At 71.8% G+C, this 23630-nt stretch carries 15 protein-coding genes; 5 read left to right on the top strand and 10 right to left on the bottom strand.

Annotated elements, in window-relative coordinates:
- Positions 1–89 precede the first annotated feature (89 nt).
- Complete coding sequence (locus tag ACGFW6_RS18670; RefSeq protein ID WP_393510497.1) at positions 90–1292, bottom strand: S8 family peptidase; 1203 nt, start codon at positions 1290–1292, stop codon at positions 90–92.
- A gap of 320 nt (positions 1293–1612) precedes the next feature.
- Here ACGFW6_RS18670 and ACGFW6_RS18665 point away from each other — a divergent pair, with 320 nt between their 5' ends.
- On the top strand, positions 1613–4237 hold the full coding sequence (locus ACGFW6_RS18665; protein ID WP_393510494.1) for a glycosyltransferase family 1 protein: 2625 nt from the start codon (positions 1613–1615) through the stop codon (positions 4235–4237).
- 42 nt (positions 4238–4279) lie between these two features.
- Here the strand turns inward: ACGFW6_RS18665 and ACGFW6_RS18660 are convergent, their stop codons facing one another.
- The 8 genes from ACGFW6_RS18660 to ACGFW6_RS18625 all read right to left on the bottom strand — a co-directional run bounded on the left by ACGFW6_RS18660 (position 4280) and on the right by ACGFW6_RS18625 (position 18452).
- Positions 4280–4792, bottom strand: a complete 513-nt coding sequence (locus ACGFW6_RS18660) for a DUF1990 family protein (protein WP_393510491.1) — start codon at positions 4790–4792, stop codon at positions 4280–4282.
- A 70-nt stretch (positions 4793–4862) separates the two neighbouring features.
- The gene (locus ACGFW6_RS18655; RefSeq protein ID WP_393510488.1) at positions 4863–6518 is read right to left on the bottom strand and encodes a M4 family metallopeptidase; all 1656 of its coding nucleotides are present in this window, start codon (positions 6516–6518) and stop codon (positions 4863–4865) included.
- 211 nt (positions 6519–6729) lie between these two features.
- On the bottom strand, positions 6730–8772 hold the full coding sequence (locus ACGFW6_RS18650; RefSeq protein ID WP_393510485.1) for a M4 family metallopeptidase: 2043 nt from the start codon (positions 8770–8772) through the stop codon (positions 6730–6732).
- A gap of 271 nt (positions 8773–9043) precedes the next feature.
- The gene (locus ACGFW6_RS18645; RefSeq protein WP_393510482.1) at positions 9044–11074 is read right to left on the bottom strand and encodes an NAD(+) synthase; all 2031 of its coding nucleotides are present in this window, start codon (positions 11072–11074) and stop codon (positions 9044–9046) included.
- Positions 11075–11149: 75 nt separating this feature from the next.
- On the bottom strand, positions 11150–12901 hold the full coding sequence (locus tag ACGFW6_RS18640; protein WP_393510858.1) for an ABC transporter ATP-binding protein: 1752 nt from the start codon (positions 12899–12901) through the stop codon (positions 11150–11152).
- A gap of 92 nt (positions 12902–12993) precedes the next feature.
- Positions 12994–14694: an ABC transporter ATP-binding protein gene (locus ACGFW6_RS18635; RefSeq protein WP_393510479.1), complete on the bottom strand. Its 1701-nt coding sequence runs from the start codon at positions 14692–14694 to the stop codon at positions 12994–12996.
- A 39-nt stretch (positions 14695–14733) separates the two neighbouring features.
- A complete protein-coding gene (locus ACGFW6_RS18630; RefSeq protein ID WP_393510476.1) occupies positions 14734–16593 on the bottom strand; it encodes an ABC transporter ATP-binding protein in 1860 nt (619 codons plus the stop codon).
- Positions 16590–18452, bottom strand: a complete 1863-nt coding sequence (locus ACGFW6_RS18625; RefSeq protein ID WP_393510473.1) for an ABC transporter ATP-binding protein — start codon at positions 18450–18452, stop codon at positions 16590–16592. Before ACGFW6_RS18625 ends, ACGFW6_RS18630 begins: the two co-directional genes overlap by 4 nt.
- A gap of 186 nt (positions 18453–18638) precedes the next feature.
- On the opposite strand from ACGFW6_RS18625, the gene ACGFW6_RS18620 reads away from it, so the two are divergent.
- Genes ACGFW6_RS18620 through ACGFW6_RS18605 form a run of 4 tightly spaced genes read left to right on the top strand, consistent with a single transcriptional unit; the run spans position 18639 to position 22221 of the window.
- Positions 18639–19571 (top strand): ATP-binding cassette domain-containing protein, encoded by a 933-nt coding sequence (locus ACGFW6_RS18620; protein ID WP_393510470.1) that lies wholly within the window; start codon positions 18639–18641, stop codon positions 19569–19571.
- On the top strand, positions 19568–20302 hold the full coding sequence (locus ACGFW6_RS18615) for an ABC transporter permease (RefSeq protein WP_393510467.1): 735 nt from the start codon (positions 19568–19570) through the stop codon (positions 20300–20302). The genes ACGFW6_RS18620 and ACGFW6_RS18615 overlap by 4 nt, the downstream gene beginning before the upstream one ends.
- Before the next feature lie 25 nt (positions 20303–20327).
- Positions 20328–21581, top strand: coding sequence for a sensor histidine kinase (locus ACGFW6_RS18610; protein WP_393510464.1), 1254 nt, complete (start codon positions 20328–20330; stop codon positions 21579–21581).
- Entirely contained in the window at positions 21574–22221 is a 648-nt protein-coding gene (locus tag ACGFW6_RS18605; RefSeq protein ID WP_393510461.1) for a response regulator, read from the top strand. The genes ACGFW6_RS18610 and ACGFW6_RS18605 overlap by 8 nt, the downstream gene beginning before the upstream one ends.
- Here the strand turns inward: ACGFW6_RS18605 and ACGFW6_RS18600 are convergent.
- Positions 22218–23630: a sulfatase gene (locus tag ACGFW6_RS18600; RefSeq protein ID WP_393510458.1), complete on the bottom strand. Its 1413-nt coding sequence runs from the start codon at positions 23628–23630 to the stop codon at positions 22218–22220. The genes ACGFW6_RS18605 and ACGFW6_RS18600 overlap by 4 nt on opposite strands.

Raw genomic sequence — 23630 nt, 5'->3', positions numbered from 1 at the left:
GTTAACTACTCACGCGTATGTCTACGCACAAGACCGGCCCCGTTCCTCAGGAACGGGGCCGGTGTCCGCACTTCGCCGTGAAGTGGCCGCTACGAGCCCGGTACCTGCAGGAGTTTGTTCGGCGAGCCGAGCCCGCGGCCGGATACCTTGCCGGAAACGGCCTGTGTCACAAGGGCCTTGGAGACCTGGGCCGGCGACGCCTTGCGATGGTCCGCGAGATAGAGCGCGGCCACCCCCGCCACGTGCGGTGATGCCATCGACGTACCGGAGTAGGTGGCCCGCCCGGTGTCGCTCGCGTGGGACGCCGAGGTGATCGACACGCCCGGGGCGAACACATCCAGCGCCGGCCCGATGTTGGAGAAACCGGCCCGTGCGTCCTTCTTGTCGGTGGCCCCGACCGTGATGGCCTCCCGCACCCCCGCGGGGGAGTACAGCCCCGCCGGCAGCCCGTCGTTGCCCGCGGCCACGGTGTAGGTGACACCGGCGGCGATGGAGTTGCGAACGGCGGCGTCCAGCTGCGCGTTGCGGCCGCCCCCGAGGCTGACGTTGGCGACCGCCGGCTTCCTCGCGTGCCTGGTCACCCAGTCGATGCCCGCGATGACCTGTGCCGTCGTGCCGCCGCCCGCGTTGTCCAGGACGCGTACGGCCACGACCTCGGCCTTCTTGGCCACGCCGTACTGCCGGCCCGCGATGGTGGCGGCGACATGCGTGCCGTGGCCGTTGCCGTCGCCGGCCCCCTTGTCGTTGCCGACGAAGTCCCAGCCGTAGCTCGCCCGGCCCCCGAAGTCCTTGTGCGAGATGCGGATGCCGGTGTCGATGACGTAGACCTTCACCCCGGCGCCCGCGGACTCGGGCCAGGTGTACCGCTTGTTCAGCGGAAGATTGGCCTGATCGATGCGGTCGAGACCCCAGGACGGCGGGTTCTTCTGCGTGTGCTCCAAGGTCACCCGGGTGTCCTGGACGACGGAGGCGACCGCGGGGTCGGCCGCGAGCCGCTTGGCCTGTCTCTCGTCGGCCCGGACGGCGTAGCCGTTGAGAACCGTGCCGTAGGTGTGGCTTATTTTCGCCCCGTACTTTTCGGCGAGGCTCTTTCCGGCCGCCGACGGTGCCTTCGTCTCCCCCTTGAGTGTCACCACGTAACTGCCGCTGACGGAGCCGGGGTCCCCGGCGCCGAGTATCTGCCCCTCCGGTACGGCGTGCGCGGGCATGGTGGCGGCCGAAAGCGCGACGACACAGGTCACCGCGGTCAGACCACCCGCCCGGCGCAGACGCCGTGTACGCGTCCGTGCCATGGTGTGAGTTCCCCTCCTCAACTCGGCGCGCGGCGGCCGGGAATCACCGGGTGCACCCGGCCCGGCCGGTGCGCCACTGTCACCCTCTCGTGAGGTGAGAAGTCGCCACAAGGACGCCTACGGGGGCGGAATCGGCCATATCGTCTATGGGGGATCCGTAAAGGTTGCGCTCGATTTCGGACGGAGGTGCTCACCCCTCTTCGCTTGACAGCCGCAAAAACGCCCTGTGGTGACGAAGCCCCGCATACCGATACCGTCGGGGGCGATGACGGGACCCACACCGCCGTGTGTCCCCTGCCACGTGCTGCCCGAGGTGAACCGTGAAGGCGATCCGTCGATTCACCGTCCGACCTGTCCTCCCCGAACCCCTCCGGCCCCTCAGCGACCTGGCGCGCAATCTGCGCTGGTCCTGGCATGCGGAGACCCGCGACCTCTTCCAGTCCGTGGACCCCGAGTGCTGGGCCGCCACGGGCAACGACCCCGTACGGCTGCTGGGCAGCGTCTCGCCCGCACGCCTCGCGGAACTGGCGGAGGACCGCCGCTTCCTGCGCCGGCTGACCGTGGTCGCCGGCGACCTCAACGACTACGTCACCGGTGGACGCTGGTACCAGGACCAGTCCGCCGAACTCCCCGCCGCCGTCGCCTACTTCTCACCCGAATTCGGCGTCACGGCGGCTCTGCCGCAGTACTCCGGCGGCCTCGGCATCCTCGCCGGGGACCACCTCAAGGCGGCCAGCGACCTCGGTGTGCCGCTCATCGGAGTCGGGCTGCTGTACCGGCACGGCTACTTCCGCCAGACGCTGTCCCGGGACGGCTGGCAGCAGGAGCACTACCCCGTCCTGGACCCCAACGAGCTGCCGCTGGCGCTTCTGAAGGAGCCCGACGGCACCCCCACCCAGGTCTCCCTCGCCCTGCCCGGCGGCAGGTCGCTGCACGCCCGCGTCTGGCTGGCCCAGGTCGGCCGGGTGCCGCTGCTGATGCTCGACTCCGACGTCGAGGACAACGACCCCGGCGAGCGCGGGGTGACCGACCGGCTCTACGGCGGCGGCAGTGAGCACCGGCTGCTCCAGGAGATGCTGCTGGGCATAGGAGGGGTACGGGCGGTGCGGACGTACTGCCGGCTGACCGGTCACCCCGAGCCCGAGGTGTTCCACACCAACGAGGGACACGCCGGCTTCCTCGGTCTGGAGCGCATCGCCGAGCTGGCCGCCGGCGGGCTGGACTTCGAGCCCGCGCTGGAGGCCGTCCGCGCGGGCACGGTCTTCACCACCCACACCCCCGTCCCGGCCGGCATCGACCGCTTCGACCGTGAGCTGGTCGCCCACCACTTCGGCCCCGACGCCGAGCTCCCCGGCATCGACGTCGAGCGGATCCTCCAGCTCGGCATGGAGACCTACCCCGGCGGCGAGCCGAACCTCTTCAACATGGCCGTGATGGGCCTGCGCCTGGGGCAGCGGGCCAACGGGGTCTCGCTGCTGCACGGCAACGTCAGCCGCGAGATGTTCTCGGGCCTGTGGCCGGGGTTCGACCCCGACGAGGTGCCGATCACCTCGGTCACCAACGGCGTCCACGCCCCGACCTGGGTCGCCCCCGAGGTCTTCCGCCTCGGCGCCCGCCAGATCGGCGTCCAGCGCACCGAGGACGCGCTGACGGTGGGCGGCTCGGACCGCTGGGACGCGGTCGGGGAGATCCCGGACCAGGACGTCTGGGAACTGCGGCGGGTGCTGCGCGAGCAGCTGGTGACGGAGGTGCGGGAGCGGCTGCGCGCGTCCTGGCGCCAACGGGGGGCGGGGACGGCCGAGCTGGGCTGGATCGACGGTGTCCTCGACCCCGACGTCCTCACCATCGGATTCGCGCGCAGGGTTCCCTCGTACAAACGCCTCACCCTGATGCTCCGCGACCGTGACCGGCTGATGGACCTGCTCCTGCATCCCGAGCGGCCCATCCAGATCGTGGTGGCGGGCAAGGCGCACCCTGCCGACGACGGCGGGAAGCGCCTGGTGCAGGAGCTGGTGCGCTTCGCGGACGACCCGCGGGTGCGCCACCGCATCGTCTTCCTGCCGGACTACGGCATGGCGATGGCCCAGAAGCTCTACCCCGGCTGCGACATCTGGCTGAACAACCCGCTCCGGCCGCTGGAGGCCTGCGGCACCTCCGGCATGAAGGCCGCCCTGAACGGCTGCCTCAACCTGTCGGTCCTGGACGGCTGGTGGGACGAGTGGTTCCAGCCCGACTTCGGCTGGGCGATCCCCACCGCGGACGGCACCGGCACGGACCCGGACCGCCGGGACGACATAGAGGCCGCGGCGCTGTACGACCTGCTGGAACAGCGCGTCACGCCCCGCTTCTACGAGCGCGGCCAGAGCGGCCTGCCCGACCGCTGGATCGAGATGGTCCGCCAGACCCTCACCCTGCTCGGCCCGAAGGTCCTGGCGGGCAGGATGGTCCGCGAGTACGTGGAGCGCCTCTACACGCCGGCCGCGCACGCGCACCGCGCGATGACCGCGGACGCGGCGCGTGAACTCGCCGTGTGGAAGGCGCGGGTGCGCTCCGCCTGGCACGACGTCAGCGTCGACCACGTGGAGACGTCCGTGTCCACGGTGACGGCGACGGCCGAACTCGGCTCGACCCTCACCCTGCACGTCCGCGTCGGCCTGGGCGACCTCGCCCCGGACGACGTGGAGGTCCAGGCGGTCTCCGGCCGCGTCGACCCGGAGGACCGCATCGCGGACGCCTCGACGGTGCCCCTGAAACCGACGGGCGGCCCCGACATCGAGGGCCGCTGGACCTACGAGGGCCCCCTGTCCCTGGACCGCACGGGACCCTACGGCTACACCGTCCGCATCCTGCCGGCCCACCGTCTGCTGGCGTCGAGCGCGGAGCTGGGGCTGGTGGCGGTGCCCGCCGAGGACCTGGGGGAGGGCGCGGGGCTGCTGATGCGGTGACGCCGTCGCGGGCGCGAGGCCCCGGGAGGACCGGGTGCCTCCTCAGTACTCCTTGACCTCGCGCTCGCACAGCTGCCGCAGCACATGGCCGCACCGCCGCGCATAGGCATGCTGCAACCCCCGTGCGGCCGGACCGCCCGCGCGGGTGTACCACTTGGCCGGGCGGCTGAAGGCGCGGACCGTGAGCCAGACCGTGCCGTCGCCGGTGCGTTCGACGAGGAAGGCCTCCTCGCCGCACTCGGGGTGGCCGGCGAGGGTGCCGTAGGCGAGGCCGACGCGGCGGTGCTCGTCCGCCGTCCAGACCACCCGGCACGGGGCTTTGATGACGCCGGCGAGGGTGACCGTGACGTCCACGTCGGGGGCCGCGCGCTCCGCCGAGACCTCGATGCCCACGCCCAGCTCGCGGTGCATCTCCCAGGTCATGACCGCCTCGGCGGCTCTGCGGAAGACGTCCTCGCCCTCGCCGATGCGGGTGCGCACGTGCAGGGGGTGGAAGCCGGGCGGGCAGAAGCCGTTCTCCCGGGTCGCGCCGACGTCTTCGTAGGTGAAGGACATGGGTCCCAAGAGTAGGGCGGCACCCGGGGATGCCTTCGTCCCGGGTGCCGCCCGTGCGACTACGTGCGCGTCAGCTCACGTTGATGGCCGACCAGGCGGCCGCCACCGTCTTGTACTCCGTGCTGGTGGCGCCGTACAGGGCGGACGCCGCGCTCAGCGTCGCCGTGCGGGCGGCCTTGTAGTTGGTGGTCGAGGTCATGTACTCGGTCAGCGCCTTGTACCAGATCGCGGCGGCCTTGTCCCGGCCGATCCCGGTGACCGTCGAGCCGTTGGACGTCGGGGAGTTGTAGCTCACCCCGTTGATCGTCTTCGCGCCGCTGCCCTCCGACAGGAGGTAGAAGAAGTGGTTCGCCGGGCCCGAGGAGTAGTGCACGTCCAGGCCGCCCAGCGACGAGGACCAGCTGTCCTTGGACGCGCCGTCCTTGCTCGGCTTGTCCATGTAGCGCAGCGGGGTGCCGTCGCCGTTGATGTCGATCTCCTCGCCGATGAGGTAGTCACCGACGTCGGAGGAGTTCTTGGCGTAGAACTCGACCGCCGTGCCGAAGATGTCGGACGTGGCCTCGTTCAGGCCGCCCGACTCTCCGCTGTAGTTCAGGCCCGCGGTGTTGGAGGTGACGCCGTGGGTCATCTCGTGGCCGGCCACGTCCAGCGAGGTCAGCGGGTTGGTGTTGCCCTCGCCGTCGCCGTACGTCATGCAGAAGCAGCTGTCGTCCCAGAAGGCGTTGACGTAGGCGTTGCCGTAGTGGACGCGGGAGTAGGCGCCCTTGCCGTCGTTCTTGATGCCGTTGCGGCCGAAGGTGTTCTTGTAGAAGTCCCAGGTCTCCTGGGCGCCGTAGGCCGCGTCGACGGCGGCCGTCTGGTCGGTGGAGGAGCTGGAGGCCGTGCCGGTGCCCCAGGTGTCGTCCGCGTCGGTGAACAGCGTTCCGGTGCCGGACGTCCTGCGGGCCAGGTTGTACGTCTTGTGGCCGCCGCGCGTGGTGTCGTAGAGCTGGTACGTCGAGCCCGACTTGGTGGTGCCGAGGGTGACCGTGCCCGAGTACAGGCTCTTGCCGGTGCCGGTCTCGATGCCCTGGTACTCGAAGAGCTTCTTGCCGGTGGCGGCGTCGGTGATGACGTGCAGCTCGTTCGGGGTGCCGTCGTCCTGGAGACCGCCGACGACCGTCTCGAACGCGAGGGTCGGCTTGCCGTTCGCCGCCCAGATCACCTTGCGGGGCGCCTTGTCCGCCTCGGTCTTCTTCGAACCGGCCGACTTGGCGAGCGAGACCGCCTGGCCCTCGGCCTTGGCCGCGGTGATGGCCGGCTTCAGCGAGGCGACCTTGATGGTGGCCGACGTCGCCTTGGTCACGCCCCTTCTCGCGCCCGACGCCGACTCGTGGACGACCAGGTCGCCGCCGAGGACCGGCAGGCCCGCGTAGGTGCGCTCGTAGCGGGTGTGGACGCTGCCGTCGGCGTCCTTGACGACGTCCTTGACGACCAGCTTCTCCTGGGCGCCGAGGCCTATCTCGTCGGCGGTGTCGGCCGCCTTCGCCTGGCGGTCCTGGATGAGCGTGGTGCGCGCGGCCGGGGCGAGCGCGACCGGTACGGCGAGCGGGGTGGCCTGCGTGCCGGCGGGGGCCGCGGCGGCCGAACCACCGGTGGTCAGGGCGGTGGCGAGGAGGGCCCCGGCGGCCACGGAGGTGGCGATGGCCAGGGTGGTGCGCTTGCGACGCGCGTAGAGGGGGGTCACACGAGCTCCTTTTGTGGGGGAGGTGCATTGGTGCTGGTGCGGCGGGTGGGGGAAGCGTGTCACCTGGGACGCGTACATGTCAGGAGTGCTCGGTGATGTTGGCCAAGATTTGACTGAAGGGTGAATGTTTCAGAAACGTGAACGGGCGTCGTCCCGGCGGGAGTTGAACCCACCGAGACGACGCCCTGTCAGTGGCGGACCGTCATCGGGCCTACGGGAAGGTGAGCTTCCAGCTGTTGATGTAGCCGGTGTCGATGGCCGCGTTGTCCTGGACGCGCAGCGTCCAGACGCCGTTGGCGACCTCCGAGGAGGCGTTCACCGTGTAGGTGGTGTTGATGTTGTCCGCGCTCCCGCCGGTGCCGTACGCCTTCAGCGTGTACACCGTGCCGTCGGGGGCCAGCAGATCCACCTTGAGGTCACCGATGTAGGTGTGGACGATGTCCACGGCGACCTGGAGGTTGGAGGGCGCGTTGCCGGTCCGCCCGGAGACGGTGATCGGCGACGTGACCGCCGCGCCCCGGTCCGGGATCGCCACGTCGGCGGTGTTCTCGAAGGAGGTACCGCCACCGCCGCCGGGACGCGAGCCCACCGCGACGCCGGCCCAGGCGTGCTGCACCGCCGCGTACTCGGCGCTGGTGGTGCCGTACAGCTCACCGGCCGCCGCGAGGGTGCCGGTGCGGGCGCCCGCGTAGTTGGTGTTCGACGTGAACTTGGTGGTCAGGGCGCGGAACCAGATCTTCTCCGCCTTGTCGCGGCCGATGCCGGTGACCGGAAGGCCGTCCGAGGTGGGCGAGTTGTAGGTGACACCGTTGATGGTCTTGGTGCCGCTGCCCTCGCTCAGCAGGTAGAAGAAGTGGTTCGCGGGGCCCGAGGAGTAGTGCACGTCGATCGAGCCGATGCCCGAGTACCAGGCGTCCTTGGACGCGCCGTCCTTGCTCGGCTTGTCCATGTAGCGCAGCGGGGTGCCGTCGCCGTTGATGTTGATCTCCTCGCCGATGAGGTAGTCACCGACGTCGGAGGAGTTGTTGGCGTAGAACTCGACGGTCGAACCGAAGATGTCGGAGGTCGCCTCGTTCAGGCCGCCGGACTCGCCGCTGTAGATGAGGCCCGCGGTGTTGGAGGTGACGCCGTGGGTCATCTCGTGGCCGGCCACGTCGATCGACGTCAGCGGGTTGGCGTTGCCCGAGCCGTCGCCGTACGTCATGCAGAAGCAGCTGTCGGACCAGAACGCGTTCACGTAGTTGTTGCCGTAGTGGACGCGGGAGTAGGCGCCGACGCCGTCACCCCGGATGCCGCTGCGGCCGTGCACGTTCTTGTAGTAGTCCCACGTCAGCGCGGCACCGTAGTGCGCGTCGGCGCCCGCGGTCTCCAGGTTGGACGCGGTGCCGTTGCCCCACACGTCGTCGGGACCCGAGAAGAGGGTGCCGGTGCCGGAGGTGCCGCGGTTGAGGTTGTACGTCTTGTGGCCGCCGCGCGCGCCGTCGGTCAGGTTGTACGTCGACCCGGACTGCGTGGTGCCGAGCGTCACCGTGCCGCTGTACATCGTGTTGCCGGTACCGGTCTCGATGGCCTGGTACTCGTACAGCTTGGCGCCGGTGGCGGCGTCGGTGACGACGTGCAGCTCGCTCGGGGTGCCGTCCTCCTGGAGGCCGCCGACGACGGTCTCGTAGGCCAGGGTCGGCGTGCCCTTCGCGGCCCAGATCACCTTGCGCGGCGCCTTGTTGACGTCCGGGCTCTTGGCGTCCTCGGCCTTCGCCGCGGCCAGCGCCTGCTTCTCGGCCTTGGCGGCGGGGACGGCGGCGGTCGTGGTCGCCGGCGCGATGGCGGCGCGGGTCGCCTTCACGACGTCCTTGGTGGCGCCGGACTTCGTGGTCTCGACGACGAGGTCGCCGCCCAGGACGGGCAGGCCGTCGTAGGTCCGCTCGTAGCGGGTGTGGACCGTGCCGTTGCCGTCCTTGACGACGTCACGGACGACCAGCTTCTCCTTGGCGCCCAGGCCCAGGTCCTTGGCGGTGTCCGCCTTGGTGGCGTTGGCGTCGCGTATCAGCTCGGCGCGCTGGGCGGGGGACAGCTTGACGGCCTCGGCGCCCGGTATGACCTTGCCCGCGGCCGACGGTGCCTTCTCCGGGGCTGCGGTGGCGGCGCCCGTCTGGACGGCCGCGGCGATCAGGGCGGAGACGCCGACCAGGGCGACAGCGGCGGCCCGGCGGTGCGTCGTGTGGGGGGTGCGTCTGTGGGAGGAACTGTCTCTCAACACTGACTCCTTCTGCGCGGCCGCGGATCACGCGGCCAGGGGAGACCGGTCGGCGGGTGGGCCGTCCGGGCAGATCGGGTGGTACGCAGAACGACGTGCGCGTGCGGGAGCTGGCCGCGGACACCGCCGTGTGACGGTGCTGTGGGGTTGCTGTGTCGCGGCCGTGGGAAGAGTGGCAGGTGACTGCGGTTTCTGTCAGGACCGCGTCAGGAAGTTGGCCGGAAATCGTTCGTTGTCCGGGAGTTCACGTTCGATAAACGGACCTGTTGACTCAGGCGTCGATACGGCCGAGATCGCGCAGCCACGCGGCCGCGTTGCCGTCGGAGGGTGCCCGCCAGTCGCCGCGCGGAGAGAGCGAACCGCCGGCCGAGACCTTCGGACCGTTCGGCATCGCCGAGCGCTTGAACTGTGCGAACGCGAAGAAGCGACGGCAGAAGACCTCCAGCCAGTGCCGGATCTCGGCCAGGTCGTACGCCACCCGCTTCGCCTCGGGGAACCCCGGAGGCCAGGCGCCCGCGTCCGCCTCGTGCCAGGCGTGCCACGCCAGGAACGCGATCTTCGACGGCCGGAAGCCGTACCGCAGGACGTGGAAGAGCGTGAAGTCGTGCAGGGCGTACGGCCCGATCTTCGACTCGGTGGACTGCATCTCCTCGCCCGGCACCAGCTCGGGGCTGATCTCGGTGTCGAGGATCGCGGCCAGGGTCCTGCCGGTCTCCTCGTCGAACTGCTCGCTGCCGATGACCCAGCGGATCAGATGCTGGATCAGCGTCTTCGGCACACCGGAGTTGACGTTGTAGTGGCTCATCTGGTCGCCCACGCCGTACGTGGACCAGCCCAGCGCCAGCTCCGACAGGTCGCCGGTGCCCAGCACGATGCCACCGCGCTGGTTCGCGAGCCGGAACAGGTAGTCGGTGCGCAGGCCCGCCTGGACGTTCTCGAAGGTGACGTCGTACACCGGCTCACCGGCCGCGAAGGGGTGGCCCATCTCCTTCAGCATCAGCCGCGCGGTCGGCGTGATGTCCAGCTCGGCCGCGGTCACGCCGAGCGAGTTCATCAGCTTGTGGGCGTTGTCCTTGGTGTGGTCGCTGGTTGCGAAGCCCGGCAGGGTGAACGCCAGGATGTCGCTGCGCGGACGCCCGGCCCGGTCCATCGCGCGGGCGGCGACGATCAGCGCGTGCGTGGAGTCCAGCCCGCCCGACACCCCGATGACGACCTTCGGACCGCCGATCGCGCCCAGCCGCTGCTGCAGGCCCGCGACCTGGATGTTGTACGCCTCGTAGCAGTCCAGCGCGAGCCGGTCCGCGTCGGCCGGCACGAACGGGAAGCGCTCCACCCGGCGCTTCAGCCCCAGGTCCGCCGTCGGCGCGTCGAGCCGGAACGCCACCCGCCGGAAATCACCGGTGCGCCCGGCGTGCGTGCGCCGGTTGTCGTCGAACGTGCCCATCCGCTGACGCTCCTGCCGCAGCAGGTCCAGGTCGACATCGGCGACGGCGTACTGGTCGCCGAGCGCGAAGCGGTCCGTCTCGGCCAGCAGCAGGCCGTTCTCGTAGATCATGGTCTGGCCGTCCCACGACAGGTCCGTCGTCGACTCGCCCAGACCCGCCGCCGAGTACACGTACGCCGCCAGGCAGCGCGAGGACGCCGACCGGCACAGCAGCCGGCGGTCCTCGGCCCGGCCGACCGTGATCGGGCTGCCGGAGAGGTTCGCGAGCACGGTCGCGCCGGCCAGTGCCGCCTCCGCGCTCGGCGGCACCGGCACCCACATGTCCTCGCAGATCTCCGCGTGCAGCACCAGTCCCGGGACGTCCTGCGCCTCGAAGAGCAGATCCACCCCGAACGGCACCTCCGCGCCGCCGACCCGGATCGTGCCGCCGCGCTCGTCGTGACCGGACGCGATCTGCCGCTGCTCGTAGAACTCGCGGTAGTTCGGCGGGTACGACTTCGGCGCCACACCGAGGATCCGGCCGCGGTGCACGATCACCGCGCAGTTGTAGATCCGGTGGCGATGCCGCAGCGGCGCGCCCACGACCAGCACCGGCAGCAGGTCCGCCGACCCGGCCACCACCGCGCCGAGAGCCTGCTCCACGTCGTCGAGCACCGCGTCCTGCAGCAGCAGGTCCTCGATCGAGTAGCCGGTCAGGCCCAGCTCGGGGAAGACGGCGACCGCGACGCCGTCCCGCGCGCACGCCTGCGCCTGCCGCAGCACCGCCTCCGCGTTGGCGAGCGGGTCGGCGATGACGGTGTGGCCCGTACACGCGGCGACCCGCGCGAAGCCGTGCTGGTAGAGCGACCAGAAGTTCAATGCACTGCGGCTTTCTACTGTGGCTTGCTTCAGCGTGCCAGGGATCTCCTACGGCAACGAGCATAGATCGCCTGTTCAGGCGGACCGCTCCCCGTGCCAGGACCGCCACAGCGCCGCGTACGCCCCGTCCGCCGCGACCAGCTCGTCATGGGTGCCGAGCTCGGTGAGCCGGCCGTTCTCCATCACGGCCACACGGTCCGCGTCGCTGGCGGTGTGCAGCCGATGGGCGATGGCGATGACGGTCCGGCCCTGAAGCACGGCGGCCAGCGCGCGCTCGGTGTGCCGGGCGGTCGTCGGGTCGAGCAGCGCCGTCGCCTCGTCGAGGATCAGGGTGTGCGGGTCGGCCAGCACCACCCGGGCGAGCGCGAGCTGCTGTGCCTGCGAGCCGTCCGTGGCACGGCCGCCGTCGCCCAGCGCCGTGTCCAGGCCGTCGGGCAGCCGCCGTACCCAGGAGTCGGCGCCGACCGCGGTCAGCGCGGCCCACAGGTCGTCGTCCGTGGCGGACGGCTCGGCGATCCGGAGGTTGTCGCGGACCGTGCCGAGGAAGACGTGGTGCTCCTGGGTGACCAGCACGACCTGGCGGCGCAGCTGCTCCGGGCCGAGCGCGACGACCGGCACACCGCCGACCGTCACCGAGCCGGCGGTCGGCGCGTCCACACCCGCGAGCAGCCGGCTCAGGGTCGTCTTCCCGGCGCCGGACGGACCGACCACCGCGAGGCGTTCCCCGGGCCGCACGGTCAGGTCGACATCGCTGAGGACCTCGCCGCCGCGGTCGTAGGCGTAGCGCACGCCGGTGACGTCGATCCGGTCGTCGGCGGGGGCGGGGGACTCGGTCTCCCTCGCCCGCGGAGCCCGCGCGAGACCCTCCACGCGGGCGAACGAGGCGCCGCTGCTCTGGAGTTGCTCGATCCGCATGAGGATCTCGTCCAGCGGCTCGGCCAGCCGCTGCAGATACAGGGCCGCCGCCACCACCGAGCCCAGACTCAGCGCGCCGCGCTCCAGCAGCACGCCGCCGAGCAGCAGGACCGTCACCACGGGGACCAGGTACGACACCTCGACGGCCGGGAAGAACACCGTGCGCAGGAACAGGGTGTACAGGCGGGTGCGCCGGGACGTCTCCAGCGCGTCGCGGCTCGCGGCCACCCGGCGCCGTTCGAGGCGCAGGGCCTCGATGGTGCGGGCACCGGTCGCCGTCGACGCGACGATCTCCGCGATGTCCGAGGTGGCCGCGCCCTCCGCGAGATAGCCGTCGCGCGCCCGGCGCAGGTACCAGCGCAGCGCCCACCAGATACCGCCGAAGCCGAGCACTCCGCAGAGCCCGAGCAGCGGGTCCAGGGTGATGACCGCGGCGAGCAGGAACACCGCCTGCACAGAGCTGATGAGCAACTCCGGGCCGGCGTCGCGCAGGGTCGTGCCGACCAGGGCGACGTCCGCGGTGCCCCGCGCGGTGAGGTCGCCGGCGCCGGCGCGCTCCACGACGTTCGCGGGCAGGGCGAGGGTGCGGTCGACGAAGTCCTCGCGGATGCGGGCCAGGGTGCGCTCGCCGAAGCGGTGGCCGACGTAGCGGGCCCAGCGGGCCAGCAGCAGCTGGGCCCCGGCCGCGAGCAGGATCGCCAGGGCCAGTCTGTCCACGGCCGCGACGCCGTGGCCGGCGCGGACCTCGTCGATGATGCGGCCGACCAGCCAGGGCGCGGCGAGGCCGGCGACCGCTGCGAGGGAGTTCAGGGCGAGTACGGCGGTGAAGGCCCTGGCGTCGGCTCGGACGAGGCGGATCGTGGCCCGGCGGACGTCCTTGGGCGTTGCGATGGGGAGGGTGGTACGGGGCAGAGTCCGGGGCTTGCGTTCGGCTGCCGGGGGCCGGTGCGTCGGGGCTTGTCGCGCAGTTCCCCGAGCCCCCGAGGAGCGGCGTTGACGATCCGTCACTTCACGATCTCCTCGGCATCCTCGTCCCGGGCCACCAGCGCTCGGTACGCCGGCTCCTCGTCCAGCAGTTCGCGGTGCGTGCCCGTAGCCGTGACCTTGCCGTCGACCAGGAAGTGGACGGTGTCCGCGCGGTCCAGGACCAGCGGGGACGTCGTCGTCACCAGCGTCGTGCGGCCCTGGCGTTCCGCGTGCAGGCGTTCGGCGACCCGTGCCTCCGTGTGCGCGTCCAGGGCCGAGGTCGGCTCGATGGCCAGCAACACCTCGGGGTCGGCCAGCAGGGCGCGGACCAGGCGGACGCGCTGGCGCTGCCCGCCGGAGAGGTTGCGGCCCTGGGCGTCGATCGGGCTGTCCAGGCCGTCGGGGAGAGCGCGCACGATGTCCTCGGCGACCGCCGTCCGCACGGCCTGCGCGATCGCCGGTTCGTCCCGGTCGGCGGAACCCGAGATCAGCTCCCGGAGGGTGTCCGCGAACAGGTCGGCCTCGTGGTCGGCGACCAGGATGCGCTGTCTGATCTGCGGTAACGCGATCTCGGTCAGGGGCACCGCGCCCCACGTCGCCGTCGAGGGGGTGTAGCGGCCGAGACGGTCCACGACGGCCGTGGTGTCCGCCGGCGACGCCCCCGCCAGCGCGGTCAGACGGCCGGGCGCCACCCGTACCCCCGACTCCGGGTCGTGCAGTACGGAAGGCTCCGCGGGCGCGTCACGGGTGCCGGTGTCGGTCATCGGCTCCAGCCGCAGGAACCCCACGACCCGACGCGCCGCCACCACCCCGCGGGACGCCATGTAGACGAACTCGACGAAGAAGGCCACCGGGCGGACGAGGACCGCGACATAGCCGTAGACGGACACCAACTCGCCCACCGTGATGACGCCCTGGGCCGCCAGCCAGGTCACCACCGCCAGGAACAGCGTCGGCAGCCCCAGCCCGAGGGCCTGCACCCAACTGGTCACCGCGCCCACCCGGTACCCCTGGGCGCGCAGCCGCTGCGAGTCACGGTGGAAGGCGTCGGCGACCAGGTCCTTGCCGCCGAGGCCGTTGAGGACCCGCAGTCCGCCCGCGAGGTCGGCGATCCGCGCGGTCAGGACGCCCTGCCGCTCCCGGTACTCCGTCTCCGCGCCCTGCAACCGGCCGAGCAGCGGCCCGACGAGCACGGCGATGGCCGGCATACCAAGCAGCACGGTCACCGCGATCGGCACCGACACCGACACCAGCAGCACCGCGACCGTCAGATAGGCGACGATCGCGCCGAACCCCGGCCCGATGACGGTCAGGGCGACGCTGATGGTCTGCACGTCGCCCACGCCGATCGTGACGACCTCCCCGGCCCCGATCCGGCGCGGCAGCGCGGCGCCCAGCCGCGCCGACTGCCCGACCAGGACCTTGATCGTGCGGAAGAGGGCGTCCATCCGGACCCGTGTCATCGTGCGGTGCCGCATGATGCTCAGCCAGGCGTTGAACACATGCACCACGGCCAGGGCACCGGTCCACGCCACCAGCGCCGCCGGATCACCCGGCGCGAGCCCTTCGTCCACCGCGCGCGAGAGCAGATACGGCGCCGCCGCCAGCAGCACCATCCACACGGCGGAGATCAGGGATCCGAGCGCGGAGCGTCCCGCCTGCCGGGTCACCAGCCACCACAGATAGCGTGCGCCGCCGCGACAGTCGGGCTCGCCCGGATCCTCGTACGCGTCGATCATCGTCCCCGTGCCCCGTTCGTCGTCCTGCTCGCCGCTCTGCTACGCCAGGCTGTCGCGCCACGCCCGGTGCAGATCCGCGAACCTGCCCGTCCCGGCGACGAGTTCGGCCGGTGTGCCGTCCTCGACGATCCGCCCGTGCTCCATGACCAGCACCCGGTCGGCGATCTCGACCGTGGACAGGCGGTGGGCGATGACGACGGCCGTGCGGCCGTGCAGGACCGTCGTCATCGCGCGCTGCACGGCCCGTTCGCCCGGGATGTCGAGGGAACTGGTCGCCTCGTCGAGGATCAGCACGGCCGGGTCCGCGAGCAATGCCCGCGCGAACGCGACGAGCTGGCGCTGACCGGCGGAGATACGGCCACCGCGCTTGCGTACGTCGGTGTCGTAGCCGTCCGGCAGACAGCTGATGAAGTCGTGCGCGCCGATGGCCTTCGCGGCCTGCTCGATCTCCTCGCGGGTGGCGTCCGGGCGGCCGATGGCGATGTTCTCGGCGATCGTGCCGGAGAACAGGAACGCCTCCTGCGTCACCATCACCACCCCGCGCCGCAGTTCGGCCACGGGCAGCTCGCGCAGGTCGACGCCGTCCAGCAGGACCCGGCCCGCGGAGGGGTCGTAGAACCGGGCGAGCAGCTTCGCCAGCGTCGACTTGCCGGCGCCGGTGGAGCCGACGACCGCGACCGTCTGCCCGGCCGGCAGCGTGAGGTCGAAGCGGGGCAGCACCTCGCCGCCGGTGCGGTAGCCGAACCGGACGTCGTCGAAGACGACCTCGCGGCCCGGGTGCTCGGAGGGCGGCGCGGGGAGGCGGCGGGGCGTGGACGGCTCGGGGACCGACGGCGTCTGCGCGAGCAGCCCGGCGATCTTCTCCAGCGACGCGGCCGCCGACTGGTACGAGTTCAGGAACATGCCGAGCCGGTCGATCGGGTCGTACAGCCGGCGCAGGTACAGCACGGCGGCCGCCAGCACACCGAGGGCGAGCGTGCCGCCCGCGACCCGGTAGGCGCCCCACAGCACGATCCCCGCGACGGCCGTGTTGGCGACGAGCCGGGAACCGACGACATAGCGGGCCATCTCCAGCAGGGCGTCGCCGTTCGTGCGCTCGTGCCGGGTGTTCAGGACGCGGAAGTCGGCGTCGTTGGCGGCCTCGCGCCGGAACGCGCGCACCGGGCGGATGCCGTTCATCGTCTCGACGAACTTGACGATCACGGACGCGATGGCGGTGGACCGCAGCGTGTACACGCGGGCGGCACGCCGCCGGTAGAGCCGTACGAGCAGATACAGCGGCACGAAGGAGGCCACGGCGACCGCCCCGAGGCCGAGGTCCAGCCACAGCAGCATCGCCGAGATGTAGACGAAGGAGAGGATCACGGTGACGAGTTCCTGCAGGCCCTCGTCGAGGAGCTCGCGCAGGGACTCCACGTCCGTGGTGGAGCGGGAGATGAGCCGTCCCGAGGTGTAGCGCTCGTGGAAGTCGACGCTCAGGGCCTGGGCGTGCCGGAAGATGCGGCCGCGCAGGTCGAGCAGCACGTCCTGGTTGACGCGGGCGGAGACCAGGATGAACGCGTACTGGAGGGTGCCGGACACGACCGCGCACAGCAGATAGCCGACGCCGACCGCGATCAGCGGTCCGAGGTCGTCCCGCCGGAACGCCGGCACCGCCGAGTCGATGGCGTACGCCACCAGCAACGGACCTGCCTGCACCGCCGCCTGCTGGAGCAACAGCAGCAGCGTGGTCAGGGCGACACGGGCCTTCATCGGGGCGAGCAGCGAGCGCAGGAGCGCACCGGTGGCGCCCGGGGGAGTGGGCAGGACGTCGTGGTCGAAGGGGTCCACGGCCGCGCCGTCGGGCCGACCGCCGGGGCCGGTCCCGGCCGGAGCGGTGGTGGTGGCGGGCGCGGTCATCGACGGGCCTCCTCGTGTGCTCCGGTCGCTTCGTCCGCCGGGCTGAGGCCGTCCGCGCGGCCGGCCCGGTTCACCTGGGTGTCGGCGTCGCCCGCCCCCGCCATCAGATGGGCGTACTCCGCGTTGTCGCGCAGCAGTTCGTGGTGGGTGCCCACGGCCGTGATGCGGCCGCCGGAGAGCAGGGCGACGCGGTCGGCCAGCAGCACCGTGGACGGGCGGTGGGCGACGATCAGGGCGGTGGTCTGCGCGAGCACGTCCCGCAGGGCCGCCTCGACGGCGGCCTCGGTGTGCACGTCCAGGGCGGACAGCGGATCGTCCAGGACGAGGAACCGGGGCCGGCCGACGACCGCGCGGGCGAGCGCGAGGCGCTGCCGCTGGCCGCCGGAGAGACTGAGGCCCTGCTCGCCGACCTGGGTCTGCGTCCCGTGCGGCAGGTCGTGCACGAACGCGGCCTGCGCGACCCCGAGCGCCCGCTCCAGATCGGGCTCGCCGGCGTCCTGCGCGGCCCCCATGAGAACGTTGTCCGCCACGCTGGCCGAGAAGAGCGTGGGCTCCTCGAAGGCGACGGCGACCAGGGAGCGCAGCTCCTCGCGGGTCATCGCGGTGATGTCCGCACCGTCGAGGGTGATGCGGCCGGATGTCAGCTCGTGCAGGCGGGGGACGAGGGCGGTCAGGGTCGTCTTGCCGCTGCCCGTCGTGCCGACCAGGGCCATGGACTCGCCGGGGCGGATGTGCAGGTCGATGTGGTCGAGGACGGGCAGTGAGTCCACGGGCGCGTCGGGGTAGCGGAACCGCACGTCGTGGAACCGCAGTCCGAGGTCCCCGCGGTCCTCCGTCGCCTTCGTGACTGCGTGGCTCTCCGGCTCCTCGTCCATGACCTCGAAATACCGCTCCGTCGCCGTCGCCGCCTCCTGGCTCATCGCCAGCAGGAACCCGATCGAGTCCACGGGCCACCGGAGCGCGAGCGCGGTCGACAGGAACGCCACCAGGGTGCCCGCCGACAGCTCCCCGTCCGCCACCTGCACGGCACCCAGCACCAGCGCCGCCCCGATGGCCACCTCCGGCAGCGTCACGATGACGCCCCAGATCGTCGCCAGCAGCCGGGCCTTGCGCAGTTCCGTGCCGCGCAGCGTCCGCGAGAGCTCCCGGAACGCCCGCGCCTGACTGCGATGCCGCCCGAAGCCCTTGATGATCCGGATCCCGAGCACGCTCTCCTCGACGACCGTCGTGAGATCGCCGACCTGGTCCTGAGCGCGCCGCGCCACCTCGGCGTACCGCTTCTCGAAGATCACGCAGGTGATCATCACCGGCACGGCGGGGATCAGGATCACCAGTCCCAGGGTCCAGTCCTGGAGCAGCATGATGATCACGCCGACGAGGATCGTCACACTGTTGACCAGCAGGAACGTCAGCGGGAAGGCGAGGAACATCCGCACCAGCATCAGATCCGTGGTGCCCCGCGACAGCAACTGCCCCGACGCCCACCGGTCGTGGAACGCCACCGGCAGCCGCTGCAGCCGCCCGTACAGATCCGCCCGCATCCCCGCCTCGACGCCCGCCAGCGGCCGGGCCACCAGCCAGCGCCGCAGCCCGAACAGCAACGCCTCCCCGAACCCGAGCAGCAGCAGGAACAGCGCGCCGAGCCACACCCCCGCCGGATCCCGGTCGGCGACCGGCCCGTCCACCATCCACTTCAGGACGAGCGGGATGACCAGCGACAGACACGAGGCGACGACCGCCACGCCCGCGGCCGTGAACAGCCGCACGCGGACCGGCCGCACGTACGGCCACAGGCGCAGCAGCGTACGTACGGCGGATCGTTCGGATGTGTCCTCGGCGGTTGCACGTGTCGTCACCATCAGCAGCGAGCCTACGGATCGCCACTGACACTGCCCACCGAGTTTTGGCCGGGTCGCGATCGGTCGCTGGTCCTACGACCTGGGGAAGTGCGACGGGTCGTACGGCCGCCATCGACCGATCGGAGGATGTCCGTTCGAGCGCGACGGCCGATGCCGCGCCCCGCGCCCCGCCGGGACCCTGGTGCCATGTCCGTCATCGAAGTCACCGACCTGCGCAAGTCCTACGGCGGCCGCACGGTCGTCGACGGTGTCTCCTTCGCCGTCGAGGAGGGCGAGATCTTCGGCGTCCTCGGCCCCAACGGAGCCGGCAAGACCACCACCGTCGAGTGCGTCGAGGGCCTGCGGGTCCCCGACGCGGGCCGGGTGCGGGTCACCGGCCTCGATCCCGTCGCCGACCACGACCGGGTCTCCCACGTCCTGGGCGCCCAGCTCCAGGAGGGCCGCCTCCAGGAGAAACTGACCGTGCGCGAGGCGCTCCAGCTGTACGCCTCCTTCCACCCGGCCCCCGCCGACTGGCGTCCGCTCGCCGAAGGCCTCGGTCTGACCGACCGGCTCGGCACCCGGTTCGGCAAGCTCTCCGGCGGACAGAAGCAGCGCCTGTTCATCGCGCTCGCCCTGGTCGGCAACCCCCGCATCGTCGTGCTGGACGAGCTGACGACCGGCCTCGACCCACGGGCCCGCCGCGACACCTGGCAGCTCATCGAGGACGTCCGCGCGAACGGCGTCACCGTCCTGCTCGTCACCCACTTCATGGAGGAGGCGCAGCGGCTGTGCGACCGGATCGCCGTGATCGACCAGGGCCGGGTGGCCGCCCTGGACACCCCGGCCGGACTGATCCGCCGCTCCGCCCGCGCCACCGTCATCACCTTCACACCGTCCGAGCCGCTGGACGAGTCCGAGCTCGGCGCGCTGCCCGCGCTCGCCTCCGTCGAGCACCGGGACGGCCGGATCACCCTGACCGGCAGCGACGAGACCGTCAACGCCGTGATCACGCTGCTCGCCCGCCACCGCATCACCGCCCGCCAACTGCGCGTCAGCGACGCCACGCTGGACGACGCCTTCCTGGACCTGACGGAGACCCCCATGACGGAGACCCCCATGACGGAGCGCACGCCATGAACACCGCCGTACTGCGCACCGAGGCCCGGCTGCTCGCGCGCGAACCGGGCAGCCTCTTCTGGATCCTGGCCTTCCCGCCCCTGCTGCTGGCGATCCTCGGAGCCGTCCCCGCCTTCCGCGAGCACCAGGAAGACCTCGGCGGCCTGCGCGTCGTCGACACCTACGTGCCCGTGACCGTCCTGGTCGGCATGATCGTCGCCGGGGTGCAGTCGATGCCGGTGGGCCTGACCGGCTACCGGGAACAGGGCATCCTGCGCCGGATGTCCACCACGCCGGTCCGGCCGGCGGCGCTGCTGTCCGCGCAGATGCTGGTGCACGCCCTGGCCGCGCTGCTCTCCGCGCTGCTGGCCCTCGCGGTCGGACGGCTCGCCTACGACGTACGACTGCCCGGACAGCCGTACGGCTACCTCCTCGCGCTGGTCCTCGCGGTCCTCGTGGCGCTCGCCCTGGGCTCGGTGATCTCGGCGGTGTCCGGCACGGTGAAGATCGCCGGGGCCGTGGGGACGGCGGTGTTCTTCCCGATGCTGTTCTGCGCCGGGGTGTGGCTGCCGGTGCAAGCCATGCCCGATCCGATGGCCGACATCATCGGGTTCACCCCGTTCGGCGCGGCCGCGCAGGCCCTGAACGCGGCCATGACGGGCGACTGGCCCGGCTGGTCCCACCTCGGCGTCATGGCGGTCTGGACGGTCGCGCTGTCGGCGGCGGCCGCGCGCTGGTTCCGCTGGGAGTAGGCGGCCGGCCGTGCAGACTGGAGGCATGACCGCGGCGGACGCAGACATCGAGCGGCGCTGGGAACTCATCCGCAGCAAGGGGCCCTACGGGCTGCTCGCGGTCGCCACCCTGCTCTCGGTCGCCACCGCCGAACTGACGCCCGGCCAGGCGGAGCGGACCGCCGTCGCGGTCCTGGTCGGCGCCGGATTCGCGCTCCAGCTGTGGTGGGGCCGGGCGAGCCGCACCCGCCCGGGCCCCTCCACCGCCGGCACCGTCTACTACACGCTGCGCTGGGCCCTGGGCTTCGTGCTGACCTGGCTGAACCCGTTCTTCGCGTTCTACGCCGTCACCGGCTACTTCGACGCCGACGAGCTCATCGCGCACCGGCGGCTGCGTCTGCTCGGCCCGTTCGCCTGCTCGATCGCCGTCTCGGGCTCGCAGGCCGGCGGACTGCCGTTCCACGAGCCGGCGCAGTGGGCGGTGTTCGCGGGGCTCCTGGTGGTGAACAACGTCATCCTCACGGTCGTCGGTCATCTCACCAGCCAGCAGGAGGAACGCTCCCGCGCCCGCGCCGAGACCATCGCCGAGCTCGAACGCACCAACACGGCCCTGCACCAGGCCCTCGAGGAGAACGCCGCCCTGCACGCCCAGCTTCTCGTCCAGGCCCGCGAGGCCGGCGTCGCCGACGAGCGCCGCAGGCTCGCCGCCGAGATCCACGACACCATCGCCCAGGGGCTGACCGGCATCATCGCCCAGCTCCAGGTCGTCGCGAACGCCCCCGACCTGCCCACCGCGCGCTCCCACCTCGACCGCGCCGCCGCCCTCGCCCGCGACAGCCTCGGCGAGGCCCGCCGCTCGGTGCACAACCTCGCACCCGTGGCCCTGGAGAACGACGGGCTGCCGCAGGCCCTGAAGAGCACCGTCGCGCAATGGTCCGAACGCACCGGCGTACGGGCCGACTTCACCGTCACCGGCACCGCGGAACAGCTCCACGACGAGGTCTCCGCGACCCTGCTGAGGATCGCCCAGGAAGCCCTGTCCAACGCCGCCCGGCACGCCCGCGCCACCCGCGTCGGCGTCACCCTGTCCTTCCTCGGCGACGAGGTCATCCTCGACATCCGCGACGACGGCGCGGGCTTCGACCCGCTCGCCCTGCCCGAGCGCAGCCGCACCGGCGGCTTCGGCCTGCCCGGCATGCGTGCCCGCGCCGAACGCATGGCCGGCTGCCTCGCCGTGGAGTCCGAGCCGGGGCGCGGCACCGCCCTGTCGGCTCGCGTACCGTTGGTGCGCCATGAGTAGCGACGCCTCGTCCATCTCCCTGCTGATCGTCGACGACCACCCCGTCGTACGGGACGGTCTGCGCGGCATGTTCGAGTCCGCGCCGGGCTTCGTCGTGCTCGGCGAGGCGGCGAGCGGCGAGGAGGCCCTGGAGCGTGCCGCCGCCCTCGACCCCGACGTGATCCTGATGGACCTGCGCATGCCGGGCGGCGGCGGGGTCGCGGCCATCGCCCACCTCACCCGCACCGGAGCCCGCGCCAAGGTCCTCGTGCTCACCACGTACGACACCGACTCCGACACACTGCCCGCCATCGAGGCGGGCGCGACGGGCTACCTCCTGAAGGACGCCCCGCGCGACGAACTGTTCACCGCGGTCCGGGCCGCCGCCGACGGCCGCACCGTCCTCTCCCCGGCCGTCGCCTCCCGCCTCGTCTCCGCCGTACGCACCCCGAGAGCCCCCGGCAACGAGCCGCTCTCCGCCCGCGAACGGGAGGTCCTCGCCCTGGTCGCCAAAGGCACCTCCAACCGCGAGATCGCCCGCGAACTCTTCATCAGCGAGGCGACCGTGAAGACCCACCTCACCCACCTGTACGCCAAACTCGGCGTCAACGACCGCGCGGCGGCGGTCGCGACGGCGTACGAGCGACGGATCCTGGGCTAGGCCGGGTACGGGAGCAGCCCGGAAGCGGTCCTCTCCCAGGACGCCCTGAGTTCCGCCAGCAGCTCCGGCTCGTCCCGAGCACGGTCCGCCTGCTCCCGCAGGTCGGCGCCGAGGTCGTAGAGATGGTCCACGCCGTCCGCGTCGCGGTAGTACTTCCAGTCGCCGCGCCGCAGGGCCCGGTTGGCCCGCACCCGCCAGAACAGATCCCGCTCCGGAAGGGCCTCGCCGCGCAGCAGATACCCGGCGAGACTGGTCCCGTCCAGCGGGTACGCCGGGTCGGGGCGGGCGCCGCCGAGCTCCAGCAGGGTCGCCGTCCAGTCCGGGGAGAAGTGGGGCTCGTGACTGACCTGCCGGCCGTCGACGCGGGCCGGCCAGCGCACGATCGCCGGGACCCGGATGCCGCCCTCCAGGAGCACGAACTTCTCGCCGCTGAGGGGCCAGTTGTAGGAGTAGCGCTCGCCGCCGTTGTCGCTGGCGAACAGCACCAGGGTGTTCTCCTCCTGACCGGAGCGGCGCAGCGCGTCGAGCACCTCGCCGACGGCCGCGTCCAGGCTCTGCACCATCTCCGTGTACTTCTCGACGGAGCCGCCGTCGTAGTGGTTGAGCGCGGCGACGACCTCTCCCTGGGACGTCGCGGAGCGGATCCTCGCGGCGATCCCGGCTCCGGTCTCCGCGTCGCCCTCCGCGAGCCACGGCCAGTGCGGGGTGGTGAAGTTGAGGTTGAGGAGCCAGGGCCTGTCGTGCTTCCGGCCGACGTACTCCACGGCCCGCTCGGTCACCACGGTCGTGTAGTACCGCAGGTCCTTGTACTCGGCGTCCCCCTCGTACAGGTCGTACTCGCCCAGCTGGCCGAGCTTGGAGAAGTACTCCAGCACGCCGCCGAAGTTGCCGAAGAACTCGTCCCAGCCCGACCTGGTGGGGCTGAAATCGGGCAGCCAGCCGCAGTGCCACTTGCCGATCAGCGCGGTGTCGTAGCCCGCCTTCTTCAGCAGGGAGGCGAGGGTGGGGTGGTTCGGGTCGAGGCCCTGGGTCCGGTTGCCGACGGGCTCGGCGAGCCCGCCCCGCGTACGGCCCGGATACCGCCCCGTGTACAGGCTGAACCGCGTCGGCGAGCAGGTCGCCGAGCCGGAGTACGCGTCGGTGAACCGCACGCCCTGCCGGGCCAGCCGGTCCAGGTGGGGGGTCCTGATGTGCGGGGCGCCGTAGCAGGACAGATCGGCCCAGCCGAGGTCGTCGCCGAGGACGACGAGGAAGTTGGGCCGCCTGCCGGAGGAGCCGGGGCGGGCCTCGAAGGGCCGTTCGGAGGGACGCTCGGCGGGGGCCGCTGCGGCGGTGGACGTACCGGCGACGGTGGTCACGGCGCCACCGCCGACGAGACCACCGAAGGCACGGCGGGATATCTCGGGCAT

Origin of the sequence: Streptomyces sp. Y7 (genome assembly GCF_043195415.1) — a bacterium.
GTDB lineage: Bacteria > Actinomycetota > Actinomycetes > Streptomycetales > Streptomycetaceae > Streptomyces.
This window is presented reverse-complemented; position numbering and strand designations above follow the sequence as displayed.